16 protein-coding genes are annotated in these 18,713 nt (G+C 70.4%); 12 read left to right on the top strand and 4 right to left on the bottom strand.

All coding sequences use genetic code 11. The features are described from left to right. The first annotated feature begins 52 nt into the window (after positions 1 to 52). The 6 genes from ACVBEQ_RS05860 to ACVBEQ_RS05835 all read left to right on the top strand — a co-directional run bounded on the left by ACVBEQ_RS05860 (position 53) and on the right by ACVBEQ_RS05835 (position 6,355). On the top strand, positions 53 to 286 hold the full coding sequence (locus ACVBEQ_RS05860) for a hypothetical protein (protein WP_447152469.1): 234 nt from the start codon (positions 53 to 55) through the stop codon (positions 284 to 286). Then, complete coding sequence (locus tag ACVBEQ_RS05855; RefSeq protein WP_447152500.1) at positions 276 to 1,094, top strand: TlyA family RNA methyltransferase; 819 nt, start codon at positions 276 to 278, stop codon at positions 1,092 to 1,094. Before ACVBEQ_RS05860 ends, ACVBEQ_RS05855 begins: the two co-directional genes overlap by 11 nt. Beyond that, on the top strand, positions 1,091 to 1,972 hold the full coding sequence (locus ACVBEQ_RS05850; protein WP_447152468.1) for an NAD kinase: 882 nt from the start codon (positions 1,091 to 1,093) through the stop codon (positions 1,970 to 1,972). The genes ACVBEQ_RS05855 and ACVBEQ_RS05850 overlap by 4 nt, the downstream gene beginning before the upstream one ends. A 122-nt stretch (positions 1,973 to 2,094) precedes the next feature. After that, positions 2,095 to 3,882: a DNA repair protein RecN gene (gene recN, locus ACVBEQ_RS05845; protein WP_447152467.1), complete on the top strand. Its 1,788-nt coding sequence runs from the start codon at positions 2,095 to 2,097 to the stop codon at positions 3,880 to 3,882. A gap of 368 nt (positions 3,883 to 4,250) precedes the next feature. Beyond that, positions 4,251 to 5,420, top strand: coding sequence for a putative cytokinetic ring protein SteA (gene steA / locus ACVBEQ_RS05840; protein WP_447152466.1), 1,170 nt, complete (start codon positions 4,251 to 4,253; stop codon positions 5,418 to 5,420). 8 nt (positions 5,421 to 5,428) lie between these two features. After that, a complete protein-coding gene (locus ACVBEQ_RS05835; protein ID WP_447152465.1) occupies positions 5,429 to 6,355 on the top strand; it encodes a copper transporter in 927 nt (308 codons plus the stop codon). A 102-nt stretch (positions 6,356 to 6,457) separates the two neighbouring features. Here ACVBEQ_RS05835 and ACVBEQ_RS05830 read toward each other — a convergent pair whose 3' ends face one another. Then, on the bottom strand, positions 6,458 to 7,261 hold the full coding sequence (locus ACVBEQ_RS05830; protein ID WP_447152464.1) for an SDR family NAD(P)-dependent oxidoreductase: 804 nt from the start codon (positions 7,259 to 7,261) through the stop codon (positions 6,458 to 6,460). A 185-nt stretch (positions 7,262 to 7,446) separates the two neighbouring features. Between ACVBEQ_RS05830 and ACVBEQ_RS05825 the strand changes: the two genes are divergently transcribed. From ACVBEQ_RS05825 to ACVBEQ_RS05810, 4 genes are all read left to right on the top strand, one after another. Beyond that, positions 7,447 to 9,192 (top strand): CTP synthase, encoded by a 1,746-nt coding sequence (locus tag ACVBEQ_RS05825; RefSeq protein ID WP_447152463.1) that lies wholly within the window; start codon positions 7,447 to 7,449, stop codon positions 9,190 to 9,192. Beyond that, the gene (locus ACVBEQ_RS05820; protein ID WP_447152462.1) at positions 9,189 to 9,914 is read left to right on the top strand and encodes an NUDIX domain-containing protein; all 726 of its coding nucleotides are present in this window, start codon (positions 9,189 to 9,191) and stop codon (positions 9,912 to 9,914) included. The genes ACVBEQ_RS05825 and ACVBEQ_RS05820 overlap by 4 nt, the downstream gene beginning before the upstream one ends. Positions 9,915 to 9,958: 44 nt before the next feature. Beyond that, positions 9,959 to 11,002, top strand: a complete 1,044-nt coding sequence (locus ACVBEQ_RS05815; protein ID WP_447152499.1) for a site-specific tyrosine recombinase XerD — start codon at positions 9,959 to 9,961, stop codon at positions 11,000 to 11,002. A gap of 336 nt (positions 11,003 to 11,338) precedes the next feature. After that, positions 11,339 to 12,082 (top strand): hemerythrin domain-containing protein, encoded by a 744-nt coding sequence (locus ACVBEQ_RS05810; RefSeq protein ID WP_447152461.1) that lies wholly within the window; start codon positions 11,339 to 11,341, stop codon positions 12,080 to 12,082. A gap of 64 nt (positions 12,083 to 12,146) precedes the next feature. Here ACVBEQ_RS05810 and ACVBEQ_RS05805 read toward each other — a convergent pair whose 3' ends face one another. Next, positions 12,147 to 13,415 carry an AI-2E family transporter gene (locus ACVBEQ_RS05805; protein ID WP_447152460.1) on the bottom strand — a complete coding sequence of 423 codons (1,269 nt, stop codon included), beginning with the start codon at positions 13,413 to 13,415 and terminating at the stop codon, positions 12,147 to 12,149. 403 nt (positions 13,416 to 13,818) lie between these two features. Between ACVBEQ_RS05805 and ACVBEQ_RS05800 the strand changes: the two genes are divergently transcribed. Continuing rightward, positions 13,819 to 15,084, top strand: a complete 1,266-nt coding sequence (locus ACVBEQ_RS05800) for a hypothetical protein (RefSeq protein ID WP_447152459.1) — start codon at positions 13,819 to 13,821, stop codon at positions 15,082 to 15,084. Here ACVBEQ_RS05800 and ACVBEQ_RS05795 read toward each other — a convergent pair. Continuing rightward, on the bottom strand, positions 15,081 to 16,688 hold the full coding sequence (locus ACVBEQ_RS05795) for a multicopper oxidase family protein (RefSeq protein WP_447152458.1): 1,608 nt from the start codon (positions 16,686 to 16,688) through the stop codon (positions 15,081 to 15,083). The two genes, ACVBEQ_RS05800 and ACVBEQ_RS05795, sit on opposite strands and share 4 nt — an antisense overlap. Then, positions 16,685 to 17,125 carry a hypothetical protein gene (locus tag ACVBEQ_RS05790; protein ID WP_447152457.1) on the bottom strand — a complete coding sequence of 147 codons (441 nt, stop codon included), beginning with the start codon at positions 17,123 to 17,125 and terminating at the stop codon, positions 16,685 to 16,687. Before ACVBEQ_RS05790 ends, ACVBEQ_RS05795 begins: the two co-directional genes overlap by 4 nt. Before the next feature lie 188 nt (positions 17,126 to 17,313). Here ACVBEQ_RS05790 and ACVBEQ_RS05785 point away from each other — a divergent pair, with 188 nt between their 5' ends. After that, positions 17,314 to 18,690: a sensor histidine kinase gene (locus tag ACVBEQ_RS05785; RefSeq protein WP_447152456.1), complete on the top strand. Its 1,377-nt coding sequence runs from the start codon at positions 17,314 to 17,316 to the stop codon at positions 18,688 to 18,690. The last annotated feature ends 23 nt before the right edge of the window (positions 18,691 to 18,713 follow it).

The raw sequence follows: 18,713 nt of genomic DNA, 5'->3' as shown, positions 1-18,713 counted from the left end.
GCAGCGACGACGATCGGACCGGACCAGTGACGGCGACCCAGCGGAGGTTCAGATGAACGACGGTGCTCGGACTCCCGGCCCGGTGCCCGGCGTTCCCGGGGCGGGCGGTCCGGTGGACACCGACCGGCTGCTGGCCGGTGTCGAGGACGACCTCGCGCGGCTCGACGACCTCGACAGCGGCGACCAGGTCACGGTGTACGACCGGCTGCACACCTCCTTGGCCGATGCGCTCGCCCGGACAGCCGACACCGGGGGACCGCCCGGCCCGGGACAGCCTGGTGCGTAGGGCACGGCTCGATGCGGAGCTCGTCAGGCGTGGTCTGGCCCGGTCCCGTGAGCACGCCGCGGAGTTGATCGCCCAGGGCCGGGTGAGTGTGTCCGGCCGGGTCGCCACCAAGTCGGCGACGGCTGTCGATCCCGGTGCACCGCTGCTGGTCCGCGACGACGTCACCGACGAGAAGTGGGCGTCACGCGGGGCGCACAAACTGATCGGTGCGCTGGACGCGTTCGCCGACGTCACCGTGGAGGGCCGTCGGTGCCTGGATGCCGGCGCGTCCACCGGCGGTTTCACCGACGTGCTGCTGCGCCGGGGTGCCCGCGAGGTGGTGGCGGTCGACGTCGGCTACGGCCAGCTGGTCTGGCGGCTGCAGACCGACGAGCGGGTCAAGCTGTACGACCGGACGAACGTCCGCACGCTCACCCCGGACGCGATCGGCGGCCCCGCGGAACTGATCGTCGCCGATCTGTCCTTCATCTCGCTGACCCTGGTGCTGCCGGCCCTGACGGCGTGCGCGACCGCCGATGCCGACCTGATCCCGATGGTCAAGCCGCAGTTCGAGGTGGGCCGGGACAGGCTCGGCGCCGGCGGTGTCGTCAGGGATCTGGGGCACCGGGCGGACGCGGTGACGGCGGTCGTTCGGGCGGCTGGTCTACTGGGCTGGGGACTGGTCGGCATCGCACCGTCGCCGCTGCCCGGTCCCAGCGGCAATGTCGAGTTCTTCGTCCACCTTCGGCGCGACGCGCCCGGTGACGAGGATGCCGTGGACCGCATGCACGGCATCATCGTCGAGGCCGTCGAGAGAGGGGGACCATGACGAACCGCAGAATGCTCTTGGTGGCCCACACCGGCCGCGACGACATTGCCAGCACCGCGGCGACTGTCACCCACCGGTTGTCCGAGGCCGGGATCGAGCTGGTGTCCCTGCGCGGCGAGAGCGGCGAGCTCGACCTGGCCGTGTTCCACCCCGAGAACGCCGCGAACCAGGGGATCGAGATGGTGCTGGCCATCGGCGGGGACGGAACCCTGCTCCGTGCGGCCGAACACGCCAGGCCGCTGGGCGCGCCCGTTCTGGGCATCAACCTCGGCCGGGTCGGCTTCCTGACCGAGGTCGACCTGGACTTCCTGGACGAGGCACTGGACGCCATCGCCGGGAAGCGGTACCGGGTGACCTCTCGGATGACGGTCGAGGTCACCATCGAGAACGAGGGCGAGTTGCTCAGCAGTTGCTGGGCCCTCAACGAGGTCAGCGTCGAGAAGGGCACCAGGGAAAGGATTCTGGACGTCGTCGTCGAGGTCGACGGGCACGGTGTCTCCGCGTACGGATGTGACGGCGTGCTCGTCGCGACGCCGACCGGATCGACCGCGTACACGTTCTCGGCGGGCGGACCGGTGATCTGGCCTGGTGTCGACGCGCTGCTGGTCGTCCCGTCGAACGCGCACGCGCTGTTCGCCCGCTCGCTGGTGGTATCGCCGGAATCGACGGTCACCGTGCACATCGACCCGGCCGGTCCGAGCGCCGTGCTGGCATGTGACGGCCGCCGGATCCATGAGATCCCGCCGGGATCGAGGGTGCATGCCCGCAAGGGCCTGCAGCCGGTGGCGATGGTGCGACTGACCGACAAACCGTTCACCGATCGGCTGGTCCGCAAGTTCAAGCTCCCGGTGCACGGCTGGCGCGACCAACGGCACTGACCAGGACGGTGCAATCCTGTTGGTGGCACGGGCGACGTTGCTCAGCGGTCCGCATGAAGCAGTGCGCTCGCCGACCGCGGGGCAGCCGGGCGGTGACGTCCCCGGCGGCTACCGTGACTGGCGTGCTGCACGAACTTCGGATCAGTGATCTCGGCGTGATCGACGACGCCGTGCTCGAGCCGCATACCGGTTTCACCGTCGTCACGGGCGAGACCGGTGCGGGCAAGACCATGATCGTCACCGCCCTCGGCCTGATCACCGGGGGTCGCGGCGATTCCGCGAGGGTGCGGGCCGGCAGCGACCGCGCGGTGGTGGAGGTCCGTATCGGGATCGAACCGGACGGAGCTGGCGCCGCGACGGTCACAGCGGCGGGCGGCCGGTTCGACGACGACGGCACCGTCATCGCAGTGCGTTCCGTCGGTGCCGACGGCCGCTCCCGTGCCCACCTGGGCGGGCGGTCCGTCCCGCTGGCGACCCTGTCAGAGCTGACCGACCCGCTGATCGCGGTGCACGGGCAGTCGGAGGCCATCTCGCTGCTCCGCCCCGGGCAGCAACGCGCCGTGCTGGACAAGTTCGCCGGCCTCGACGACCAGCTCAAGGCGTACCGCGCACTCCGCACGCGGTGGCAGGAACTCGCCGCCGACCTGGCGGACCGGCGCGCCCGGGCCAGGGAGCGGGCCCAGCGCGAGCAGCTGCTCCGGCTCGGGCTGGACGAGATCACCACCGTCGCGCCGCTCCCCGGTGAGGACCGAGAGCTGATCGCAGAGGCCAAGCGGCTGGAGAACGTCGACACCCTCCGGCTCGCCGCGCAGGGCGCGATGGTGTCGCTGTCCGGATCCGAGGAGTTCGCCGGGGCGGCCGCGGATGCGCCGACGGCCGTCGGCCTGGTCCAGGACGCGCGGCACGAGCTGGACGGGTCCGCCGACCCGCGGTTGATGGAGTTGGCCGGCCAACTGCAGCAGGCGTCGGTGGTGCTGGTCGACGTGGCCTCCGAACTCTCGGGGTACCTCTCGGACCTGGACGCCGACCCCGCCCGGCTGCAGGAGGTTCTCGGCCGGCAGGCGGCGCTCCGCGCGCTGACCAGGCGGTACGGCGAGGACGTCGACGCGGTGCTGAACTGGGCCCGGGAAGCGGCGGTGGAGCTGGAGAACCTCGACTCCTCCGAGCACCGGCTGGCCGCGCTGCAGGCCGAGTTGGACGCCGTACGCGTGACCGTGGCCGAAGCGGCGCAAGCCATCTCGCTGCGGCGGCAGGCTGCGGCGGAGACTCTCGGTCGCTCGGTCACGGCCGAGCTGGACCAGCTCGCGATGGGCCGTGCGGTGGTTGCGGTGCGCGTCGCGCAACGGGACGCGCGGCCGGCCGACCCGGACGCCGTGGAGATCGGCGGCAGGTGGGTGGGGGCCGGTCCGGACGGTGTCGACCAGGTCGAGATCGTCATGGTGGCGCATCCCGGTGCGCCCGAACTGCCGATCGCCAAGGGCGCGTCCGGCGGCGAGCTGTCCCGCGTCATGCTCGCCCTCGAGGTCGTCCTGGCGGACGCGGACCCGGTCGCGACGATGGTGTTCGACGAGGTCGACGCCGGTGTCGGCGGCCGCGCCGCGACCGAGATCGGTTCCAGGCTCGCCGCGCTGGCCCGCAGTCACCAGGTGATCGTCGTGACCCACCTGGCGCAGGTCGCCGCCTATGCCGACCGGCACTTCGTTGTCGACGCGTCCAGCAGCGGCCGGATCGGCACCTCCGACCTGCGCCGGGTGGAGGGCGTCGAGCGGGAGGCCGAGCTGGCCCGGATGCTGGGCGGAACCGACGGGGCGACTGCCCGTGCGCACGCCCGGGACCTGTTGGGCAGCACCGCCGCCCCCGCCCGGCCCGCTCGCGCCCCGCGCTCCCGTCAGCGCGCCGCCTCCGCCTGACCCTGAACGCCCCGCCTCCGCCTGACCCCGAACCGCCTCCACCCAGCCGTCATCCGAAGTTGATCATGGCAAAACTCGCACTTTCAGGCCCCGACACGCCGTCGAGTGTGCGATCTTTGCCATGATCAACACCGACCCGGGGGACGCATCAACACCGACCCGGGGGACGCATCAACACCGACCCGGGGGACGCATCAACACCGACCCGGGGACGCATCAACACCGACCCGGGGGACTGATCAACACCGACCACGGGACGCATCAAGACGCCAGGGGGCCCGTCGGGCAAGGCCGGACCTGCGGCGATTCAGCGCGACACGGGGCGGTGCCTACCGCGCTAAACCGTCGCGGACTGTCACGATCGGACCATGAAGCTTCTGTCACGCCAGTCACGCGCGTTACCAGGAGTCACAGGAGTCGCACGGGTATCCCGGCGCAGTGACGCCCTGCTGGGCCGGGTCGGGCACAAGGACATCGTCGTCATCGACCATCTGGACATCGACCGGGCAACCGCCGATGCCCTGGTCAAGGCGGGGGTGACGGCCGTGGTCAACGCCTCGCCGTCTATCTCCGGCCGGTACCCGAACCTGGGCCCGGAGATCCTGGTCGCCTCCGACGTCATCCTGATCGACGGCGTCGGCGAGAAGATCTTCGGCAGACTCAAGGACGGCGCGAAGATCCGGCTGGACGGCAACACCGTGTACATCGGCGAGGAGCCGATCGCGGAGGGTACCGAGCAGACGCCGGAGTCCATCGCCGACCTGATGATCGAGGCCAAGACCGGCATGTCCGCGCAGTTGGAGGCGTTCGCCGCCAACGCGATCGAGTACATGAAGCGGGAACGCACGCTGCTGCTGGACGGTGTCGGGATCCCCGACATCAACACCGATCTCGCCGACCGCCAGGTGCTGTTGGTCGCGGCGTCCGCGGACACCAAGGCCCAGCTGAAGTCGCTGAAGAAGTACATCTCCGACTTCCGACCCGTGCTCGTCGGCGTCGACGGGGGCGCCGACGCGTTACGGGTCGCCGGCTACACGCCCGACCTCATCATCGGCAACCCCGAGTCGATCGATTCCGAGACGCTGCGCTGCGGCGCCGAAGTGGTGATCCCCGCCCACACCGACGGGCATGCCCCGGGGTTGGAGCGACTGCAGGACCTGGGCGTCGGCGCGGTGACGTTCCCCGCCAGCGGCACCACCGAGGACCTCGCGCTGCTGCTCGCCGACGGCCGGGAAGCGTCGATGATCGTCACCGTCGGCATGCGCGCGACGCTGATCGACCTGCTGGACCGTGGACGCGGCTCGACCGCCGCCACCTTCCTGGTCCGGATGCGGGTCGGTAACAAGGTTGTCGAGGCGCCGGCCGTCGCCGCGCTCTACAAGTCGCGGATCTCCTGGTGGGTCGTGTCGTTCCTCGTCCTCGCGGCCGCGATCGCCATCGTCGTCGCCCTGATGGTGTCCGACGTCGGCGGCATCTACGGCGACCTCGTCAGGCAGTGGTGGGACCAGCTCGTCACCTGGGTCAAGGGGCTTTTCTGATGATTTCCATGCGGTACCACATTGTTTCGCTGGCGGCGGTCTTCCTCGCGCTTGCCCTGGGCATCGTGCTCGGCGCGACCAAGATCTCCTCGCCCCTGCTCAGTGGGCTGCAGGGCGACAATGCGGAGCTGGCGAGTCAGCAGCAGGAACTGTCGACGGAGAACCAGGACCTGGCCAATCGGGTCACGGAGGACGAGAAGTTCGCCGGTGCCATCGGCGCGCTCACGGTCCGCGGCACCCTGCCGAAGACGAACGTCGTGCTCATCACCACCGCCGACGCCGACCCGGCCGACCGGGATGCCGTGCTGTCCCTGCTGACCCGCGCCGGCGCGACCGTGACCGCACAGATCCAGCTGACGAATGACTTCAGCGACCCGGCCCGGGCCGAGGAACTCCGCGCACTGGCCGCAAAGACCCTGCCCACCGGAGCCAAGCTCCCGGAAGTGCCGCAGGTCGGCGCCATCGCAGGTGGGCTGCTTGGCTCGGTGCTCGTGGTGCCGGCCGGGGCGAAGGCCGCGACCCCGGAACAGAGCGCCGCCGTGCTCTCCGCCCTGACCAGCGCCGGCTTTATCACGGTGACCGGCAAGCCCGCCCCGGGCTCGGCCGTTGTCATGCTGACCGGTGGCGAGCTGACCGGCGGTTCCGAGGCGGACCGCGCGGCAGTGCCCGCGTACCTGGCGAACCAGCTTGCGCAGAGCGCCACCGGCGTCGTCGTCGCCGGCCGCAGTGGATCCGAGGCATCGACCGGCACGGTCGGCGTCATCCGTGGTGACACCGCATTGAGCGCGACCGTCACCACGGTCGACAACGTGGACACCGCAACGGGCCGGATCGCCGCGGTGCTCGGTCTGGTCGAGCAGAACGGCGGCGGCGTAGGCCGGTACGGCCTGGGTGAGAACGCCCAGGCGCAGGTGCCCACCCTCGCCGTCGGCTGACCCGGCACCGAGCCTGACCGAGGATTGGTTCAGGACGGCCTGACCGAGGATTCGTCAAGGACGGGCTGATCGCGGATTCGTCCCGAAAGCCGAGGCGTTCGGTCAGGTCTCCTCGGGGTCCGCACCCCGGGCGGCCCGTCCGCCGTCGACCGGGATGACGGCGCCGCTGAGGAACCCGGCCTGCTCGGACAAAAGGAAGGCGACCACGTCGGCGACCTCGTCGGCGCTGCCTACCCGGCCGAGCGGGTGCAGCTCGGCGAGCTGCCGTTCCGTCTCTGCGGAGCGGTCCGGTCCGAGCCTGCGCAGGTGCTCCTGATACCGCTCGGTGTCGATCGAGCCGAGCGCAACCGCGTTGACCCGGATGCCGTCCGGCCCGTAGTCGACGGCGGCCGCCCGGGTCAGTCCCTCGATGGCCGCCTTGGCGGTCGCGTACGGCAGCGCGCCGCGAACGGCTCGCTGCGCCTGGTGACTGGAGACGTTGACGATCGCGCCGCCGCCGCCCTGTCCGAGGAAGGCGCGGACCGCGCTGGAGCACCCGACGACGGCGGGGGCCAGGTTCAGCATGATCCGTTCGAGCACCTCGATCGCAGGTGCCGAGTGCAGGGCCGCATCGCGGAACACGGCGGCGTTGTTCACCCAGCCGGTCAACCGCCCCGCCGCGCGCGCACTCTCGGCGGCCCGGTCGGTGACCACCTGGTCCGCTGCGCTGCCGAGCACGGCCGTCAGCCGATCGGCCGCCGGCGAGGCCGCACACCACTCGACGGCGGCGGGCTCGATCTCCAGCACGACAACGTGCCCGCCGAGCGCCAGCAGTCGCTCGGTGATGGCGCGCCCGACGCCGCGTCCACCACCGGTCACCACATATGACGGCCGGCCCGACTTGACCGGCCGGGTGTCGTTCCGCATCCGGAAAACCCTAGTCAACCGGCCATCCGGACGATGTTGCAGCGGTCCGGGCGGGCGGTGATGTTAGGGTGAAATCCCGTGGGGTGATCGCCGGAACGCCGGCTGCAAACCACAGTCGGCTGTGTCGACATGTCCGAATTGGACGAGGCCGACGTTCAGAGCCGACGACGAACACGGGAGTCGCAGTGGCGCAAACGCCGCGCATCACGAAACACATCTTCGTCACCGGCGGCGTCGCCTCCTCGCTCGGCAAGGGGCTGACGGCGTCCAGCCTCGGGCGATTGCTCACCTCCCGCGGTTTGCGGGTGACGATGCAGAAGCTCGACCCGTACATCAACGTCGACCCCGGCACGATGAACCCGTTCCAGCACGGCGAGGTGTTCGTCACCGAGGACGGTGCGGAGACTGACCTCGACATCGGGCACTACGAGCGGTTCCTCGACCGGAACCTGTCCGCCGAGGCGAACGTGACCACCGGCAAGGTGTACTCGCGGGTCATCGCCAGGGAGCGGCGCGGGGAGTATCTCGGCGACACGGTGCAGGTGATCCCGCACATCACCAACGAGATCAAGGACCGCATCCGGGCGATGGCCGAGCCGGAGCCGGGGGACACCACCGGCCGGACCATCCCGGATGTCGTGATCACCGAGATCGGCGGCACCGTCGGCGATATCGAGTCGCTGCCGTTCCTGGAGGCCGCCCGGCAGGTGCGGCACGACGTCGGCCGCGAGCACGTCTTCTTCCTGCACGTCTCGCTGATCCCGTACCTGGCGCCGTCGGGTGAGCTGAAGACCAAGCCGACCCAGCACTCCGTGGCGGCGCTGCGGAACATCGGTATCCAGCCGGACGCGCTGGTCTGCCGGGCCGACCGGGACATCCCGGAGCCGCTGAAGCGGAAGATCTCGCTGATGTGCGACGTCGACGCCGAAGCGGTCATCTCGACGCCGGACGCGCCGTCCATCTACGACATCCCCAAGGTGCTGCACCGGGAGGGCCTGGACGCCTACGTGGTCCGCCGGCTGAACCTGAGCTTCCACGACGTCGACTGGACGATGTGGGGCGACCTGCTGCAGCGGGTGCACCACCCGGACGAGACCGTCCGGATCGCCGTGGTCGGCAAGTACATCGACCTGCCCGATGCCTACCTGTCGGTCACCGAGGCGCTGCGGGCGGGCGGTTTCGGCAACAACGCCAAGGTGGAGATCGTCTGGGTCGCCTCCGACGACTGCACCACCTACGCCGGCGCCCGCGCTGCGCTGTCGGATGTGCAGGGGGTGCTGATCCCCGGCGGGTTCGGGGTGCGCGGCATCGAGGGCAAGATCGGCGCGATCAACTTCGCCCGGATCAACAAGATCCCGCTGCTGGGCCTCTGTCTCGGGCTGCAGTGCATCGTCATCGAGTCGGCCCGGAACCTGGCCGGGCTGGGCGGTGCGAACTCCGCCGAGTTCGACGCCAACGCCGCCGACCCGGTGATCGCGACCATGGCCGACCAGCACGAGGTGGTCTCCGGCGCGAAGGACATGGGCGGCACAATGCGTCTGGGCGCCTATCCGGCACGCCTCACCCCGGGCTCGCTGGTCGCCGAGATCTACGGCGCGACAACGGTTTCCGAACGCCACCGGCACCGCTACGAGGTGAACAACGCGTACCGCGACGCCCTGGAAGACGCCGGCTTGCGGCTCTCCGGGACATCCCCGGACTCGTCACTGGTGGAATTCGTCGAGCTCGACCGGGAGCTGCACCCCTTCCTGGTCGCCACCCAGGCGCACCCGGAGTTCAAGTCCCGCCCGACCCGGCCGCATCCGCTGTTCGCCTCGTTCGTCCGGGCAGCCCTTGACTACCTGGAGTCCGAGCGGTTGCCGATCGCCGATGACGCACCCGAACCGGCCCGGCCGCGTGAGGACCTGGTGGCCGGCACGGTCGCCCGGTGACGCCGCCAGCTCCGGACCAGGCCCCGGACGATCGCGAGGTCTTCTCGGTCGTCTCCAGCAAGCGGGTGTTCGACGGTGTTGTCGCGTCCGTACGGATCGACGAGGTCGTCATGCCGGGCGGCGGCACCGCCAAGCGTGAGGTCGTCGAGCACGGTGGCGCCGTCGCGGTCGTCGCCCTCGACATCGCTTCACTGGCAACACCTGTCGCAGCCGACGGGTCCGCCCCGTCGGTGATCCTGATCGAGCAGTACAGGCACGCGCTCGGCCGTCGGCTGTGGGAGCTGCCAGCCGGGTTGCTGGACGTCGAGGGTGAGCAGGCCCAGCCGGCCGCGGCCAGAGAACTGACCGAGGAAACCGGTTACGCGGCAGCGAACTGGTCCGTGCTGCTCGACGTGGCGACCTCGCCGGGGTTCACCGAGGAAGCGGTCCGAATCTTTTTGGCCACCGGGCTCACCGCGGTCGGGCGGCCCGACAGCGAGCACGAGGAGGCCGACCTGCGGGTGGTCCGGGTACCGCTCGCGGTCGCCGTCGAGGGAGTGCTGGCCGGCCGGATCGTCAACGTCATGGCGGTCTCCGGCATCCTGGCCGCCGATGCCGTGCTGCGCGGCGCCGCGCTGCGCGATCAGAGCGAGGATGTCGTCGGGAAGGACGCCCCGTGGCGGGTGCACCGCGGCCCGGGCGCTCCCGCGGCGCCGCCGTTGGAGGGCTCATCCCCGCGGTGACGTCGGCGTCCGCGCTGCCGCAAGCCCAGGTGTCGCCGGCGGGGATGTCCGGCATTCCGGACGAACCCTCCGATCAACCGCCGTCGGCCGAATTGACCGGCGCACTGCGCGGCTATCTCGACCACCTCGCGGTGGAGCGGGGCGTCGCCCGCAACACGCTGCTGTCCTACCGCCGCGACCTCCAGCGGTACCTGATGTTCCTGGCCGCATCCGGGCGCACCTCGGTCGCCGAGATCACCGCGTCCGACGTGTCCGACTTCCTCGTCGCGCTGCGAACCGGATCGGCCGATCACCCGCCGCTGGCGGCGTCATCCGCGGCCAGGGCAGTGGTGGCCGCACGCGGCTGGCACAAGTTCCTGCTCGCCGAGGGCACCGTCGAGGCCGATCCCTCGCGGGACGTCCACCCGCCGGCACCCGCCCGCCGGTTGCCGAAGGCGTTGCCGGTCGCGACGATCACCGCCCTGCTGGACGCCGCGTCCGGGACGGACCCGCGGGGTCTGCGCGACCGGGCGCTGCTCGAGTTGCTGTACGCGACCGGTGCGCGGATCAGTGAGGCGGTCGGACTGGACGTCGATGACGTCGACGAGCTGGGGCGACGGGTGACCGACGGCACCGGAGCGGCATCCGGCACCGTCTCGATTGTCCGGCTCCGCGGCAAGGGCTCGAAGGAACGACTGGTGCCGGTGGGATCCTTCGCGGTGCGGGCCCTACAGGCCTACCTGGTCCAGGGTCGGCCGGCGCTGGTGGGCGCCCGCACCGGACGATCGGCGATGTCCTCGGGCGGGGCGTTGTTCCTCAACAACCGGGGTGGGCGGCTCTCCCGGCAGAGCGCCTGGCAGGTCCTGCAGGACACCGCGGCGAAGGCCGGTATCGGAGATCCGCACGGCGCGGGCGATGCGGGCCTGGGGATTTCGCCGCACACGCTGCGGCACTCCTTCGCCACGCACCTGCTCGAAGGCGGCGCGGACGTCCGGTCCGTCCAGGAACTTCTCGGGCACGCCTCTGTGACGACCACCCAGATCTACACCCTGGTGACCGTCGATTCGCTGCGCGAGGTGTACGCGACCTCGCATCCCCGCGCCCGGTAGCGCGGCCGGGGCGATCCAGTGAACCGGTGCCTGGCACTGCGCACCCCGCATCGGCCCTGACGCCAGGGAGAGGTTCAACGAAACCCGCGACGCCCCTCGGGGATGGGACCCCGCGACGCCCCTCGCGGATGGGACCCCGCGACGCCCCTCGGGGATGGGACCCGGCGACGCTCCGCGGGGATGGGGCCCGGCGGCGCTCCCTGCAGATGGGACGACGCGTCAAGGCTCGTCGGTATCAGGGGGCCCTGCGGCGTACTCCTGCCCGGCAACTGTGCACCGCTGCCGTGTGCGCACCGTTCACCAGCAGCCACCCATGCCGCGTCGGAGGTCCGTGCCGTGTCAACCGCCCTGCGCCCCACCGGGTCCGCGTCGTCGCCCCGGCTTGCGCCCGAGCAGTCCGCCAGGAGCCGCACCGCCGGGTCGCTGACCTCCGACATGGTGCTGGTGCACAAGGTGTTCCGCCGCGAGCTGCGGTTGCTCGGCGCGCTGATCGCCGACGTCACCACCGGGAATGTCGCCCGCGCCACCCTGCTCGGCTCGCACTACCGGGAACTGGCCAAGGCCCTTGTTCATCACCACGCTGCGGAGCGGGACCTGCTCTGGCGCAGGCTCCAGGAGCGGGCACCGCTGCATCCGGACATGGAACGCCGGATGCTGGACTGGCATCGCCAGCACACCGAGCTGATGTCCGAGCTGGACTCGCTGATGCCGCTCTGGGAGCAGGACGCCGACGCCGAAATCCGCGCGGTGCTGGCCGACATCGTCGACGAATTGGCCACCTCGGTCACCGATCACCTCGACGCGGTCGAGCAACATGTGCTGCCGATGGTGGACCGGCACGTCACCCCGGGAGAGTGGCTGGGGATGGGCCTGCGAGCGGCCAGCTGGATCCCGCTCAACCGGATGGCCTGGCTGCTCGGCGCCATGCTCGAGGACGCCACCCCGGACGAGCGCACGAACCTGATGGCAAAGGTGCCCGGCCCGGCGCGGCTGCTGTACCGGATGGTTGGCCGGGACCAGTACGTCCGCGAGATGCAGGCGCTGCGCGGTTCACTCACACCGTCGAGCACCCGGCCCTGAGCGCCCGGACTCGAGCGGCAGGACCTGAGCAGCCAGGCCCCGAGCGGCAGGGAGCGGCCGGCCGTCAGGCCTGCGCGGAGGCGGCTGTCGGCGGTGCCGGCGGCGGTACGACCGGTGGTTCCGTCGGAGGCACCGTCGACGCAAGGTCGGGGGACCCAGCCGCCCCGTCGACGGCCTTCTTCCGGCTGAACCGTTTCGGCCGGTTCGGGTCCTTCACCTTGAACACGGGTTCGTCACCCAGGAACAGCTGCAGCCACTTGGCCTCGGGGTCGACGTCGACCAGCAGCGCCTTGAACAGCAGGCTGGCCGGGATCGCCAGGATCGCCCCGAGCGGACCGAGCAGGTAGGCCCAGACGATCAGCGACAGGAAGCTCACCGTCGTGGTGAGACCGACAGCGTCGCCGACGAACTTCGGCTGCAACACGGACTGGATGATGAAGTTGAGCACGCAGTAGACGGCGATCACGGTGATCATCAGGCTCGGGCCACCCGTGAGCAGCGCAAGCAACGCCGGAGGTACCAGGCCGATGATGAAGCCGATGTTCGGCACGTAGTTGGTGACGAACGCCAGCAACGCCCACAGCCCGGCGGCGGGGATACCGAGGAGGAGCAGCGCTGCGCCGTCGAGGATGGCGACGATGCCGCCGAAGATCGTGGCGACCGCGAAGTACTTGCGCGTTCCCGCGGCGAAGGTGCCGAGCGCGGTCAGCACCGGCTCACGGCCGGGGCGGCGGCTGACCATCCGATCGCGGAAGACCGACCCGTCGACCGCCATGAAGATCAGCAGCGTGATGATGAAGAAGAGCGAGGTGAACACGCTCGCGAGGCTGGACAGCAGGGCCTTGGCATAGCCGACGATGGAGCTCTTGTCGACGCTGCCGAGGGCGTTGTCGATGTCGGCCTGGGTGACCCCCATGCCCGCCAGCCAGGACTTGACCCCGGACAGCTGCTCCTGGACCTGGTCGGCGTACTGCGGCATCAACGACGCGAGTTGCACGATGCCGGCGATCGCGGCCAGGAACAGCCCGATGACGATGGCGTACACACCGAGCACCACAGCCAGGGTCGCCGCCCACCGCGGGGCGCCCTTGCGGATCATCCACCCCCGAATGGGATCGACGGTGATCACCAGGACCAGGGCGAGGAAGATCGGCCCGATGATGTCCGGGACCGCGTGGATACCGGCCGCGACGACTACGCCCGCGGCCAGTCCCAGCACGATGATCAGCCCGCGCGGGAGGCCGTAGCCGGACCCCGGGTGCGGCGGCAGCTGCTGTATGCCGGTGATGTACTCGCCGTCCTGCTGGCCGGTTGACGCCGGTTGATCCGTCATGACCTTGTCCGTTTCTCCAGGTGACGCGTACCGAAAGTGCTGCCCCCGGGACCGGCGCCCGGGCTGTGACGCCGCCGTTTCACATGCGAAGGTTCGCGACGAAGGCAGCCTTCGGGCGCATCTGCGATGCTCGACAGACGATCCCAGCGGCCCTTGTCCGGTCACATCATCCTTGACGGGTGAAGCGCACAACTGCGGCACGCCGGAAACATGGAGCACAACGCACCATCGTCACCATCCGGAGGTTCCAGACATGGCGGATCGGCCTGCAGGGGAACCGGCGGTTCCGACAACACCCGTCGCTGTCCTCGACCCGTCCCTGACGTCGAGCGATACGGCATCGAGCGATACGGCATCGAGCGATACGGCATCGAGCGATACGGCTCCGATCGAGACGGGACCGGTGGCCGCGGACACCGCGAGCACCCCGACCCCGCCGCCGCACCGGAGCATCTGGCGCACCATCGACGACGGCCCCAAGGCCAAGCCGTGGCGGGTGCTGTCGATCGTGCTCCTGGTGATCGGGTGCGTGCTCGCGCCGATCGGCGTCACGACCGCGTGGGCGAAGAACCTGGTGACCAGTCAGGAGGCGTACCTGGAGGCGGTGTCCCCGCTGGTGACCGACCCGGTCATCGTCAACGCGGCCGAGGCGAGACTGGTCGCGGGGATCGACACCGCCATCACCAACCTGCAGTTGGCCGACAAGATCAGTGACGAACTCGAGTCGCTCGGGCTGCCGCCGAGGCTCGCGTCCCTGGCGACGGGCTACCTCGCCACATTCCGTACCGACATCACCGATGCCATCACCAAGATGGTCGACGAACTGGTCGAGAGCCCGAAATTGGCGGAGATCTGGAATCAGGCAAATGCCAAGGCGCACAGCGCATTCGTCCAGATCATGCAGGGGGATAATCTGGGCAGGCTGAATTCGATCAATGTCGATATCAGCTCGGCAGTGACCGCCGTCAAGCAGAAGCTCGAGAACTCCGGGGTGCAGTGGGCGTCCCAGATTCCCGATATCCCGATCGTTTTCAATCTCGCCGGGAACGCCGATGTGCAGCAGATCGCCGGCTACTACGACACCCTGGTGACGCTGGGGACGTGGCTGCCGGTGGTGGCCCTGGTGTTGTTGCTGTTGTCGATCCTGATCGCGCCGAGCCGGTTGGGTGGCCTGTCGAAGGCCGCCGGGTGGCTCGCATTCTCGATGGTGGTGCTGGCCGTCGGGTTGTTGGTGGCCCGGCAGTGGTTGGTCAGCAACGCACCCTCGCAACCTGACGTCACGCAGGCGTTCGCCCGGCAGCTCACCGTGAACCTGCAGGGCACCATCCGGTTCGTGCTCGTGCTGTCGGCCGTCATCTCCATCCTGGCGTGGATGTTCGGCCGCTCACGCAGCGCCGCCGCGGTGCGGACCGGGGTACGCGGGCTCGCCGGTCGGGTGCAGGATTCGCGCTGGCAGTGGGTGGTCAGGATCGGCGCCGGCGTCATCGCCGTCGTCCTGGTGCTCGTGCTGATCTCGCTCGACGATCCCGGCCTGGTGGCTGCCCTGGTGCTCGCCGCGCTGGCCGGCCTGTTCGCGCTGGTGGCGGCCAGCCCGGGCGGTCCGTCAGGGCCGCCGGCGACGGCTGGCAGGGAACCCGCCGACCAGCTCGGTGCCCCGGTCGGCGGTTAGCGTCCGCGGACGGTGAAGTTCGCCATCATCGCCATGTCCTCGTGTTCGAGGTTGTGGCAGTGGAAGACGTACCGGCCGGGATAGCCGTCGAACCGGATGATGATCTCGGCCGTTTCGCCGGGCGTCAGATCGATGGTGTCCTTCCAGCCGAGGTCGTTGGGACCGGGACTCCGTCCGCCCCGGCGCAGCACCTGGAACGGGGCGAGGTGGATGTGCACCGGGTGGTGCAGGTCGGTCATCAGCCGCCAGATCTCGACGTCGCCGAGCCGCGGGGTGGCCAGATCCACCTCGGGGTCGAAGACGGCACCGTTGATCGTCCACATCAGCGATTCGAGGCCCGAACCGTCGTGACCCTGATGCCCACCGGCGGAATGGGTGAGCATCGACGCGCGGCGCAACTGGAACGCGAACGTTCGGGTGGTCACAGCGTCGGCCGGGTCCAGCGTCTCGACAGCCGACAGCACCGCGGGCACCGACGAGTCGTCCCGCACGGCGCGGACGACGCGGAACTGCAGCACGTCCGCAGTCGAACCCGTGCCGAGCAGGTTCCGCATCGTGACGACGGTGCCCACCGGATACGCGCCGAAGTCGACGATCAGATCGGCCCGCTCGGCGGACGCCAGCGTCACCGATGAACGGGCAACCGGCTCGGTCAGCAGCCCGCCGTCGGTGCCGATCTGGACGAACGGCTTTCCGGTCGGGGGCGGCGGATCCAACGCCAGCTGGAACCGGCGCGCGTTCGACGCGTTCAGCACCCGCAGCCGGTAGCGGGCGGCGTCGACCTCGCAGGTCGGCCATGCGGTTCCGTTGACCAGGACGACGTCACCGAGTACCCCGCCCATGAAGGCGCCCTGCACGCCGGGCACCTGCTGGTCGCCGGACAGGGCCGGATAACGGAAGGAACCGTCGGCGGCGAACGCCCGGTCGCAGATCATCAACGGCAGGTCGCGGTCCCCACCGGGCAACGGCAGCCCGTCCTCCTCTGCATCGCCGATCAGGAAGAACCCGGCGAGGCCGCGGTAGACGTTCGGACCGGTGAAATCCATCGTGTGGTCGTGGTACCAGAGGGTGGCCGCGCGTTGCTCCAGCGGGTAGCGATAGGTCCGCTCGCCGATCGCTTCCTGCCGCACAGCCCTTGAGGAGCGCCAGTTCTCGGCCTCGTCGGTCGGCAGGATGAGGTCCGTCGGGTACCCGTCCGAGTCCGCGGGAGTGCGTCCGCCGTGCAGGTGCACGACCGACGGAACCGCCAACTCGTTGCGGACGGCCACGGTGACCGGGCGGCCCGAACGGGCGCGGATCGTCGGGCCGGGGAACGTCCCGTCGTAGCCCCAGATCGGGGTCGGCAGGCCGCGGATGATGTCCGCGGTGCCGGCCCGCTGGACGAGCCGGTACATGTCGGCCCCGGCGACCGGCACCGCGGCCGGCACCGCGACCCCAGGTACCTGCAGCGGCCGGGAGAACCGTTCCGGCAGCGGCACCTCGCTGGGCAGGAACTCACCGGTCGACGAGGTCGGTCCCAGGTTGAGCGCGCTGAGTGAAGCGGTGGCCGCGACCAGGCCGACGCCGCCGGCGATGCCGAAGAAGTCGCGTCTGCTGAATTTCATCGCTGCCGCCCGACGAGGCGCGCCGGCAGCCAGGCCGCGATGGCGACGGCTGTTCCGGTCGCGGCCAGTGCCACTCCCAGCGGCACGTGCAGTCCAAGGTTCCGCTGGTAACCCGCGGCGATCTGCACCCCGGCACCGGTCACCATCGCTGCGCAGACGGCGGGCACCCATCCCGGCATCCCACCTGGGCGCCAGCCGGGGATCGACAGCAGGAACTGGATGAAGACGGTCAGCACCAGGATCCCGCCGACCGTCGCGTGCGCCGCCAGCCGGTCGAACTCGCCCGCCAGGAAGAGGCCGACGAGCAGCGGTTGCGTCCACAGCATCGCTGTCGTCACCGCGGCTGCGATGCGCAGCGGCCAGCGCCAGCCCGGTGACGGCCGGGCTGTCCGGGTGGGGGGCGGGGGCGCTGACAGGGTCTGCGGGTGCTGGGTCACGGTGAGCCTTCGCGCGGTCTTGGAGCCGGTCAGGGGACTGGCGGAACGGTTCACACGCTAGGAAGGCGACGCCGCTTCGTCGTCCGTCGTGCGTCCCCGACCGGATACGTCATCGGGCGTAGCGGATGACGAAAGTTCTGCGCTGCACAACGGATGTGCGGGCCGGAGCCGGTTCGTATGCTGCAACGGTGAGCGATGCTCAGCGGGTCGACGCTCGGCACCCGACCGCGCGGCAGACGGGCTCACATCCGACGGTTTCTGACAGCGACGCCCTTCGCAGCGACGCCCGGCGGGCCGGCACCTGTCGGATCGAACCCATGCTCGTGGACGCCGCGTTCGCCGTTGTCGTGACGACCGCGATCGCTGTCGCCGTCACGGCGCAGGTGGAGCCGGACGCCCGCGACCCGGACGTGGTCGCCTACGGGTTCGCGGTGGTGCTCGGCGCGCTGATGCTGGTGCGGCGCAGGTGGCCGGCCGGCGTTCTCGTCGCGACCGTCGTGCTGCTCTTCGGTTATTACCTGCTCGGGTATCCCGCGGTCGGTGTCGGGGTGCCGGTGGCCGGGGCGGTGTACTCGGCGGCGGAGCAGGGCAGGCTCCGTATCGCCATGGTGGTCGCCTCACTGGTGCTGGTGCTGTCCACGGTCTATCGCGCACTGGAGGACGAACCGCTCGTCCGGCTGCTGGGTTTCGACGGTGCCGAAAACCTGATCCTGCTCGTCGCGGTGATCGCTCTCGGGGACGGCGTCCGGTCGCGACGGGAGCTGCGGCGACGGTCGGCCGTGGAAGCGGAAGCCGCGGCCCGCGCACACGAACTGGAGGCGCGGCGGCGGGTCGAGGAGGAGCGGTTGCGGATCGCCAGGGAGGTTCACGACGTCCTGGCGCACGCGGTGTCGGCAATCTCGATCCAGAGCCAGGTCGGTCTCGAGGCGCTCCCCGGGGAACCCGACGTCGCCTCCGCCGCTCTGCGAACCATCCGTGAGGTCAGCAGCACCGCGCTGACGGATCTGCGCAGCGCGGTCGGAGTGCTCCGCGATCCCGCCCGCGGCACGGATGGCGTGAGCCCCGATGATCCGGCGGACGCCGCGCGGGAGCCGGTGGGCGGTCTCGCCCAGCTCGATCGGTTGCTGGGTGTCGCGGCGGAGGGCGGCATGACGGCCGAGATCCATCGCACCGGCAACACGGCGACCGTGCCGTTGGTGGTGGACGCCGCTGCCTACCGGATCGTCCAGGAATCGTTGACGAATGTCCGGAGGCACTCGCCCGGGTCGACCGGCGTGGTCGTGCAGATCGACGTGCACGCCGATCGACTCGAGCTGCGCGTGCGTAACACCGAAGACAGGTCCACCCCGGGAACCGTTCGCCCCGCCGCAGGGCACGATGCGGGACCGGGCTTCGGTCTGGCCGGGATGCGCGAGCGCGCGGAGTTGCTCGGCGGTTCCCTGGCCGCCGGGCACGTCGACGGTGGGTTCGAGGTCCGGGCGGTGCTGCCGTTCCCCAGCGCGCAGAGCGCGCCGCCTCGACCCGCCGGGCGCCGCGGCACCGTCCTGCGGGATGTGCCGTCGTGATCGGTTGCGCTGCCATGGGGAAT

The organism is Nakamurella sp. GG22, from assembly GCF_052976845.2.
This window is presented reverse-complemented; position numbering and strand designations above follow the sequence as displayed.

Coding starts and splice junctions, on each gene's coding strand:
- ACVBEQ_RS05860 (WP_447152469.1), top strand. CDS start 53: ATGAACGACGGTGCTCGGACTCCCGGCCCGGTGCCCGGCGTTCCCGGG.
- ACVBEQ_RS05850 (WP_447152468.1), top strand. CDS start 1,091: ATGACGAACCGCAGAATGCTCTTGGTGGCCCACACCGGCCGCGACGAC.
- steA (WP_447152466.1), top strand. CDS start 4,251: ATGAAGCTTCTGTCACGCCAGTCACGCGCGTTACCAGGAGTCACAGGA.
- ACVBEQ_RS05835 (WP_447152465.1), top strand. CDS start 5,429: ATGCGGTACCACATTGTTTCGCTGGCGGCGGTCTTCCTCGCGCTTGCC.
- ACVBEQ_RS05830 (WP_447152464.1), bottom strand. CDS start 7,261: ATGCGGAACGACACCCGGCCGGTCAAGTCGGGCCGGCCGTCATATGTG.
- ACVBEQ_RS05815 (WP_447152499.1), top strand. CDS start 9,959: ATGTCCGGCATTCCGGACGAACCCTCCGATCAACCGCCGTCGGCCGAA.
- ACVBEQ_RS05805 (WP_447152460.1), bottom strand. CDS start 13,415: ATGACGGATCAACCGGCGTCAACCGGCCAGCAGGACGGCGAGTACATC.
- ACVBEQ_RS05795 (WP_447152458.1), bottom strand. CDS start 16,688: ATGAAATTCAGCAGACGCGACTTCTTCGGCATCGCCGGCGGCGTCGGC.